Here is an 8,552-nt window from a genome sequence, read left to right on the forward strand (position 1 = left end):
CTGAGGCGCGCGGCCCACGCGCGCTCACCCGAAGGAACGAGGCACCTCAGATGACCGACCCCGTGACCCTGGACGGCGACGGCGCCATCGGTGAGTTCGACGAGAAGCGCGCCGAGAACGCCGTGCGCGAACTCCTCATCGCGGTCGGCGAGGACCCGGACCGCGAGGGTCTGCGGGAGACCCCGGCACGGGTGGCGCGGGCCTACCGCGAGCTGCTGGCCGGCAACCACCAGCAGCCCGAAGAGGTCCTGACCACGACGTTCGACCTTGGCCATGACGAGATGGTCCTGGTCAAGGACATCGAGATCGTCAGTCTCTGCGAGCACCACATGCTGCCGTTCCACGGGGTGGCCCACGTCGGCTACATCCCGGCGGAGACCGGCAAGATCACGGGGCTGTCGAAGCTGGCGCGTCTGGTCGAGGTGTTCGCCCGCCGGCTGCAGGTGCAGGAACGACTCACCACCCAGGTCGCGGACTCGCTCATGCGGATCCTGGAGGCCCGCGGGGTGATCGTCGTGGTCGAGGCCGAGCACATGTGCATGTCGGTGCGCGGGATCCGCAAGCCCGGTGCCAAGACGACGACGTCGGCGGTCCGCGGCCAGCTCAGGGACGCCACGACCCGGGCCGAGGCGATGAGCCTGATACTGGCCCGCTGACCGCCGGGGCGGGCGGGGCTCAGGCGACCGGCTCGGCGCCGCTGTGGTCGTTGTCGTCGTCCTCCGGGAGCTTGCACACCCGCTCCAGGAACAGGGCCGCCGCTATCACGGCGATACCGGCCACGACCGAGAAGGCCGCGTAGAGGGCCTGGTCGCGGCGGGTGGGCAGGTCGAGGAGTTCCAGCAGGAAGACGCCCGTGCCGCCGTACATGCCGGCGACCAGGGCGGCCACCAGCGCGCTGGCCTGGCCGAAGACGACCGCGCGGGCCGCCATCAGGGGGTCGACGCCCTTGGCGCCGGGACGGCGCTCGCGCTGGGCCCTGAGCCGGACGCGCAGCGAGAGGGCCGTGGAGAGCAGGACCACGGCGATCAGCGCGAGGACGATCGGGGCGGCCACCGGCACGCTCGGCAGGGTCCCCACCGCGTTCCACAGGCGGGCGCCCGCCCAGGAGAGCACCCCGGCCACGACGAAGACGCCGGCCAGCACCCTGATCCGCAGCTCTTTCACTGTTTTCCTTCAGCTCCCCCGCAGCGATGTGGTCGTCTCGACCTTAACGACTACTCGGGCAGTCGGAGTTCCAGGTCCCCGCGGGCGGCCACGCCGTGCCGGGTGACGGCGGCCAGCAGCTCCGCGACGGGGCCCCGGCCGGGCAGCAGGGCCTCGGGGTCGACGTCGTACCAGGGAGCGAGTACGAAGGCGCGCTCGTGGGCGCGCGGATGGGGGAGGGTGAGCCGCGGGTCGTCGGAGACGACGTCGGCGTAGGCGACGATGTCGACGTCGAGGGTGCGCGGGCCCCAGCGCTCGTCCCGCACCCGGTTGAACGCCTCCTCGACCGCGTGCGCCCGCTCCAGCAGGGAGGACGGCGGGAGGGTGGTCTTGAGCACGACGACCGCGTTGTAGTACGTCGGCTGGGAGCCGGGCTCGACGCCCCACGGCTCCGTCTCGTACACCGGTGACACGGCCTTGATGCGCACGCCCGGGGTGTCCTCCAGGGCGTCGACGGCGCCCTGGAGGGTCTCCAGGCGGTTGCCGAGGTTGGAGCCGAGGGCGACCACGGCGCGTTTGGGGTTGGACAGGGTGGTGTCGGCGGCGTCGACCTGCTCGACGACCGAAGCGGGCACCGGCTGTACGGTCGGGTCGCTGGGTCCCCGCAGGGAGGATGCGGTCATGCTCGGCTCCGGGTGATGGTGACGGTGACGTCGTCGAAGGGGACGGCGATGGGCGCGTCCGGCTTGTGGACCTGGACCTCGACCTCTCTTACCCCCTCGTGCTTGAGGCAGACCTGGGCGATCCGCTCGGCGAGCGTCTCGATCAGGTTCACCGGCTCCCCCTCCACCACGGCGACGACCTCCTCGGCCACGATGCCGTAGTGCACGGTCTTCGCCAGGTCGTCGTCGGCCGCCGCGGGCCGGGTGTCCAGCCCGAGGACGAGGTCCACGACGAAGGTCTGGCCCTCCTCCCGCTCCTTGGGGAAGACACCGTGGTGCCCGCGGGCCCTCAGGCCGCGCAGCGCGACACGATCCACGCGAATCACTCCTGCAATCGTCGGGGTGGCGGCCGGGCCGCACCCGGTGCGGGCGATGGACCGGCCTCCCACGAATCTACCTGCGGGCACTGACAGAGCCGGGCTGCGCGCCGTGGGGGTTCGGTGCGGTACGTCAGGGTTCATCGCGCGTTTCCCCTGGAGAACCCGGCGGCTCACGGCCCGGTAGCCGTACCTACCCGCGAGTTCGTGATTCCAGCCACTTCTTGCTCCGCGAGGGGCACGCGGGGCTCCCGCGCGGCTCCTGCGGCGCCTCCCGGAGGCGGGCGGCGCGCGCGTGCTCAGGAGGGCGTGTCGTCCTCCTCGTCCTCGTCCGTCTCGGACAGGACCGGGGAGGCGTGGTGGGACCAGAGCTTCCAGCCGTCCGGGGTGCGCCGGAACACGTTGGTGGCCACGACCAGCTGTCCGACCAGGGGGCCGAGCTCCTGGTCGCCCTCGGGCGCCGGTCCGCCGCTGAGGATGTTCTCGGTGCACGTCACCAGGGCGGTGTCGCCGGTGACGGAGACGTGCACGTCGGTGAGGAAGAACTGGATGTAGTCGGTGTTCGCCATGATCAGCGCGTACGACCGCAGGACCTCACCGCGGCCGGTCAGCACCGGCCAGCCCGGGTGCACGCAGGAGATCACGCCGCTGTCGGCCGGGTCGTGGTACTCCTCGTCGACCCCCAGGTCGGCGGGGGTGAGCCAGAGGGCGGAGACGGTCTCGAAGTCGCCGTTCTCCAGTGCCTCGTAGAAGGCGGTGTTGGCGGCCTCGACCTGCTCGACATCGGTGTGGGGGGCGCTCACCGGGCTCCCTCTGCGCGCTGCGGAGTGTGCGGCGCGGCCTGCGCGGGCGTGCCGGCGCGTGCCTCCTCCACGGCCCGCGCGACGCGCACCGCGTCCGCCGTGGCGCGTACCTCGTGCACGCGCACCGCCCATGCGCCGGCGTGCGCCGCGAGCGCCGAGACGGCGGCCGTCGCCGCGTCCCGCTCCCGGGCCGGCGGGGGCGCTCCCTCGGGTCCGGCCAGGACCCGGCCGAGGAACCGCTTGCGGGAGGCGGCGACGAGCAGCGGGTGGCCCAGGGCGTGCAGCCGGTCGAGGTGGGCGAGCAGGGCCAGGTCGTGCTCGGAGTTCTTGGAGAAGCCGAGGCCCGGATCGACGACGACCCGGTCCGGTGAGACGCCGCCGGCCAGGACGGCGTCCACGCGCGCGTGCAGTTCGTCGAGGACCTCCCGCACGACGTCGTCGTAGACGCCCTTGACGTTGCCGCCGTCCATGAAGCCGCGCCAGTGCATGACGACGAAGGGGGCGCCGGCGTCGGCGACGACGGGGATCATGTCGGGGTCGGCGAGGCCGCCGCTGACGTCGTTGACGAGCGCGGCGCCGGCAGCGAGGGCCTGCCGGGCGACGGAGGCGCGGACGGTGTCGACGGAGACGAGGACGCCCTCGGCGGCCAGGCCGCGGACGACCGGGACGACCCGGCGCAGTTCCTCCTCCTCGTCGACGCGGGTGGCACCCGGACGGGTGGACTCGCCGCCGACGTCGACGAGGTCGGCGCCCTCGGCGACGAGGACCAGGCCGTGCTTGACGGCGGCGGTCGTGTCGAACCAGCGGCCGCCGTCGGAGAAGGAGTCGGGGGTGACGTTCACGACCCCCATGACGGCGCACCGGTCCCATGCCGGAAGCCCTGCCACCTGGCCACGTCCGCTGTGGTTGCTCATACGTTCAGCGTAGGCCCAGAGCCCCGGCCACCGGCTCCCGTGGCCCGAGCGGCGCCCCCGGGCTGGGGGAGGGGCGTCCGCTCGGGCCGGTCCCGGGGTCAGGCCGCCCGTACCTCCTGTTCGGCGATGCTGTGGGCGCACGGGCGGGGGGCGGCCGGCCGGCGGCGCAGGAAGCGCGGCAGCGGCACGGCGAGGCTGACGAAGCCCTCGGCCTGCATCGCGGCGAAGCCGATGCGCGGGAGGTCGCCGGAGGCCCGGTAGACCACGAAACGTGGTTCCCAGCGCGGCTGGAACTTCGCGTTGAACTTGTACAGCGACTCGATCTGGAACCAGCGCGAGAGGAACACCAGCAGGCCGCGCCAGGCGCGCAGCACCGGTCCGGCGCCGATCTTCTCGCCGCGCGCGAGCGCCGAGCGGAACATCGCGAAGTTGAGCGAGATCCTGGTGATGGCGAGCTTCGGGGCGGCCTGGAGGGCGGCCACGATGAGCAGTTCGTTCATGCCGGGGTCGGCGGAGCGGTCGCGGCGCATCAGGTCCAGCGAGACGCCGTCGGTGCCCCAGGGCACGAAGTGCAGGATCGCCTTGAGATCGCCGTACGGGCCGGGTGTGTCGTCGGCCTTGTGGGCGGTCGCGATCAGGCAGTCGCCGTCGGCGGGGTCGCCGATGCGGCCGAGGGCCATCGAGAAGCCGCGCTCGGTGTCGGTGCCGCGCCAGTCCTCGGCGGCCCGGCGGATGCGGTCGAGTTCCGCCTCGCCGACGTCACGGATGCGCCGTACCCGGGTTTCGTAGCCGGCCCGCTCGATGCGCTTGACCATCTGGCGCACGTTGCGCATCGCGCGTCCGGCGAGTGAGAAATCCGCCACGTCCACCACCGCCTCGTCGCCCAGTTCGAGGGCGTCCAGGCCGGTCTCGCGGGTCCACACCTCGCCGCCCGTCTCCGAGCAGCCCATGACGGCGGGAGTCCAGGAGTGGGCCTTGGCCTCGTCCATGAAGCGTTCGATGGCGCCGGGCCAGGCCTCCACGTCACCGATCGGGTCGCCGCTGGCCAGCATCACGCCGGAGACGACGCGGTAGGTGACCGCCGCCTTGCCGCTGGGGGAGAAGACGACCGCCTTGTCCCGGCGGAGCGCGAAGTGGCCGAGGGAGTCGCGGGCGCCGTGCTTCACCAGGAGGGCGCGCAGCCTCGTCTCGTCCTCCACGGTGAGGTGCGCGGCCGGGTGTTCGGGGCGGAACGCCAGGTAGATGGTGGTGACCGCGGTGATCAGGCCGAGGGCGCCGAGCGAGAAGGCGACCGTCCAGGAGGTGGAGCCCTCGTAGTCCACGGGGCCCTCGAAGCCGAACAGGCCGTACAGGACGTGCGTGAGGCGGTCGGCCAGGCTCGGGTCGCCGATGGTGCGCTTGGGGTGGGCGCTGACGATGATCAGACCCAGCGCGAGCGAACCGGCGCTCATCAGGACGAAGTTGGCGAGCGCGCGCCACCGGCTGCGCGGGTCGGGCAGCGCCTTGAACTCGTCGCGGTGGATCACCAGCGGCACGAACAGCGCCAGGGAGATCAACGCGCCGATGACCGAGTGGCGGTACACGAACTGCGACACGGCACCGGCCGGCAGCAGCGCCACCGCGGCCCGCCACGCCCGCCGCTTGCGCCGCTTGAGCCCGTGCGCGAGCAGCAGCAACAGCACCCCGGCGCTGAGCGAGAGCGCGGCGGCGAACGGACCGAGCGAGCCCGGCAGCACCTCAGCCATGGCGTGCATGCGGCTGTGACGGAAGCGCGGGAACACACCCGCAGCAATGTCCAGGACGCCCACGATCGCGCACGCCCTGCCGACCAGAGCGGGGACCGCCTCCGGGCGCGGGCCGCGGACTATGCGCCGCGCCCGGCTTGATCGGCTCGGAACCTCGCCCGACATTTCCCCATCTATCCTGACAGACATCGCATCCCGTAGTTCTGCGAGAGACCTTGGATCCGGACCCGATTCGGGCATCCGGCGACATTGCGCCCTCTAGGACGGTGTCTCGGGGGGAGAGGTTCACTCCCCACCGGAAAGCCGGTTCAAAGGCCAGGGAAAGCCCGGGGCAAGCCTCGCTGAAAGCAGCGGGGGGCACGGGGGAAAGCGCAGGCAGGTAGCACCTCATGGGTCTCACGAGCAATAAAATGCTGGCATTGGCGATCTTGTTCGCTGTACTGCTGTTCGTAGGCACGGTGTGGCTGTGGCCCCGGCTGGCCCGCCGGAGCTGGCGGGCCGTCAGCGGTCGGGTCGGCCTGTTGCTGGCCACCCAGCTGGCGCTTTTCGCGTGCCTGGGGATAGCCGTCAACCAGGCTTTCGGTTTCTACGCGAGCTGGGCCGACCTGTTCGGCACGGAGACCGACCAGGGCGTCGTCGTCGACCACACGGCGGGCGTCCGGACCGGTGCGCCGCTCCGGGTGGTGTCCACCTCCGAGGTGCACGGCATGGGCGGCTCGCTGCCCGCCACGGCCGGACAGATCCAGCAGGTCGACATCGTCGGCCGTACGACGCACATCGCCACGCCCGCGTACGTGTACCTGCCGCCGGAGTACTTCCAGCCGCAGTACCGCACGCGGAGGTTCCCGGTGGTGGTCGTCCTCAGCGGCTATCCGGGCACCGCGCGGGCGCTCGTCGACAAGCTGCACTACCCGCGCACCGCCCAGCACCTGGTCCGGGCCGGGAAGATGCGGCCGTCGATCCTGGTGATGCTGCGGCCCACGGTCGCGCCGCCCCGGGACACCGAGTGCGTGGACATCCCGCACGGCCCGCAGACCGAGACCTTCTTCGCCAAGGACCTGCCCACCGCGGTACGCGCGCACTACCGGGCCGCCGTGAAGCCGGGCGGCTGGGGGATCGTGGGTGACTCGACGGGCGGTTACTGCGCGCTCAAGCTCGCGATGCACCACCCCCGCGTGTACGCGGCCGGAGCCGGACTCTCCCCGTCGTACAAGGCGCCGCTGGACGCCACCACCGGCGACCTCTTCCAGGGCGACCGGAACCTCCGCAACCGCGCCGACCTCTGGTGGTTCCTGGCGCACGAGCCCGCCCCGGACACCTCCCTGCTGGTCACCAGCAGCAAGGTCGGGGAAACCAACTACAAGGCCACGCTGAAATTCATCGCGAGCGCGGAAGCCACGAAGCTGACCCGGATCTCGTCGATCATCCTCGACAGCGGCGGCCACAACTTCAATACCTGGCGCCGCGAGATCCCCGCGACCCTCCAGTGGCTCAGCGGCCGATTGAACGGCAGCTGAGTCCCGACCCCGCCGATACCGCGCGAAGACTTCGTCGTCGCCGTGTTTTTACGGCCCGGGGCACCATGATTCGCCTACGCGCGGTAAGTTTCTGGCCATGCCACGTGGACGCCACCGTCATTCCCCGCCTTTGCACAGGCTGTTGCCTCCCTCGGCGATCGCCGGTGTCTCTCTCGTCTGCGCCCTTGGCCCCTGGCTGTTCTCCCAACCGACGGTGCTGCGCACCCTGGCCGCTATAGCCGCGGCCACCGCGGCCGTCGGCGCCGCCGTCATGCGGCGGTGGGACAGCGAGGCGGGCAAGCAGGTGGCCGACCTGTCACGCGCGCGTGCGAGCGACGAGTGGCGCCACGAGGAGCGGATCGCCGAGCTGGAGACCGACCTGGAGGAGTCGCGGGAGCTGCGCGCCAAGCTGGAGCAGCGGCTGCGCACGAAGCGGGCGGAGCTGGCGGGACTGCGCAACGAACACGCGGCCCTGCTGCGCCGCTACGCCACGGCCGAGACCGAGCGCGCGAGCGCCCTGGAGGGCCGCCGCCTGCTGGAGATCGAGGCCATCGCGCCGTCGAACGAGCTGCCGGCCGCCCGGAGCGCGCAGGAGGCGGCGAAGCCGGCGACTGCCGACGAGAAGGCCGAGGAGCTGACGGTCGAGGAGGTGGCTCCCGCCATCTTCTCGCCGGAGGGCTCCAAGCTGTTCCTGCGGGCCAAGGTGGCATTGGCCCGGTTCGACGAGAAGGACGCCCCGGCGGCCGAGAGCGACACGGCCGACGCGGCCCGCGAGGCCACGGCCGGGACGGCCGACGGGCCCGAGGCCCCGAAGGGCGAGACCGCGCCGGAGGACGAGGCGCAGGGGCAGCCCGAGGCGGCCGACGGGCACGCGCGCGCGGCCGCCGTCACCACGGCCGAGCCGGCGGAGACCGCCCCGGCAGCGGCGGAGACCGCCCCGGCAGCGGCGGAGACCGCCCCGGAAGCGGCGGAGACCGCCCCGGAAGCGGCGGAGCAGGACGCCGTGACGGCACCGTCCGCCAACGAGGTGAAGCCCTCGGGTCACTTCACGGTGCCGACCGCGGTCGCGGTGCTGCCGGCCGCGCCGATCCCGCGCCCGTTGGTCACCGGCGGCTTCGACTTCTTCGGCACCCAGAAGGGTTCGCCGGCGGGTGGGCTGGACGCGATGCACAACGAGGACCTCGCGGACGTCGTCGGCCAGGAGGCGCTCGCGCTCCACAAGGCCGAGTCCGAGTCGGAGTTCAAGCCCGCGGACGCGCACGCGCGGGGCGTCGGCCAGGTCATCGACCTCACCGCGCACGACGAGACGGAGCAGATCAACCTCGGCGGCCTGCGCAGCGCCGCCTCCTGAATCCCGCGGCGATCCTGAGCCGGGGCACCCTGCGAGGTGC

General features: G+C 72.4%; 9 protein-coding genes. 3 read left to right on the forward strand and 6 right to left on the reverse strand.

The features are described 5' to 3' along the window. The first annotated feature begins 50 nt into the window (after positions 1–50). Positions 51–656: a GTP cyclohydrolase I FolE gene (gene folE / locus AB0M11_RS34420; RefSeq protein WP_365712072.1), complete on the forward strand. Its 606-nt coding sequence runs from the start codon at positions 51–53 to the stop codon at positions 654–656. A 19-nt stretch (positions 657–675) separates the two neighbouring features. Here folE and AB0M11_RS34425 read toward each other — a convergent pair whose 3' ends face one another. The 6 genes from AB0M11_RS34425 to AB0M11_RS34450 form a co-directional block, all read right to left on the reverse strand. After that, the gene (locus AB0M11_RS34425; protein ID WP_365712073.1) at positions 676–1,164 is read right to left on the reverse strand and encodes a DUF3180 domain-containing protein; all 489 of its coding nucleotides are present in this window, start codon (positions 1,162–1,164) and stop codon (positions 676–678) included. A 50-nt stretch (positions 1,165–1,214) separates the two neighbouring features. Further along, positions 1,215–1,826 (reverse strand): 2-amino-4-hydroxy-6-hydroxymethyldihydropteridine diphosphokinase, encoded by a 612-nt coding sequence (gene folK / locus AB0M11_RS34430; protein WP_365712074.1) that lies wholly within the window; start codon positions 1,824–1,826, stop codon positions 1,215–1,217. Next, the gene (folB, locus tag AB0M11_RS34435) at positions 1,823–2,182 is read right to left on the reverse strand and encodes a dihydroneopterin aldolase (protein ID WP_365712075.1); all 360 of its coding nucleotides are present in this window, start codon (positions 2,180–2,182) and stop codon (positions 1,823–1,825) included. The genes folK and folB overlap by 4 nt, the downstream gene beginning before the upstream one ends. A gap of 299 nt (positions 2,183–2,481) precedes the next feature. Continuing rightward, positions 2,482–2,985, reverse strand: coding sequence for a nuclear transport factor 2 family protein (locus AB0M11_RS34440; protein WP_365712076.1), 504 nt, complete (start codon positions 2,983–2,985; stop codon positions 2,482–2,484). Then, positions 2,982–3,899 carry a dihydropteroate synthase gene (gene folP, locus AB0M11_RS34445; RefSeq protein WP_365712077.1) on the reverse strand — a complete coding sequence of 306 codons (918 nt, stop codon included), beginning with the start codon at positions 3,897–3,899 and terminating at the stop codon, positions 2,982–2,984. Before folP ends, AB0M11_RS34440 begins: the two co-directional genes overlap by 4 nt. A gap of 98 nt (positions 3,900–3,997) precedes the next feature. Continuing rightward, positions 3,998–5,809 carry a phosphatidylglycerol lysyltransferase domain-containing protein gene (locus tag AB0M11_RS34450; protein ID WP_365712078.1) on the reverse strand — a complete coding sequence of 604 codons (1,812 nt, stop codon included), beginning with the start codon at positions 5,807–5,809 and terminating at the stop codon, positions 3,998–4,000. A 224-nt stretch (positions 5,810–6,033) separates the two neighbouring features. On the opposite strand from AB0M11_RS34450, the gene AB0M11_RS34455 reads away from it, so the two are divergent. Both AB0M11_RS34455 and AB0M11_RS34460 read left to right on the forward strand, forming a co-directional pair. Next, on the forward strand, positions 6,034–7,161 hold the full coding sequence (locus tag AB0M11_RS34455; RefSeq protein ID WP_365712079.1) for an alpha/beta hydrolase-fold protein: 1,128 nt from the start codon (positions 6,034–6,036) through the stop codon (positions 7,159–7,161). Between the two features lie 97 nt (positions 7,162–7,258). Continuing rightward, entirely contained in the window at positions 7,259–8,512 is a 1,254-nt protein-coding gene (locus tag AB0M11_RS34460; RefSeq protein WP_365712080.1) for a hypothetical protein, read from the forward strand. Positions 8,513–8,552: the final 40 nt, after the last annotated feature.

The organism is Streptomyces sp. NPDC051987, from assembly GCF_040680735.1.
Lineage (GTDB): Bacteria > Actinomycetota > Actinomycetes > Streptomycetales > Streptomycetaceae > Streptomyces.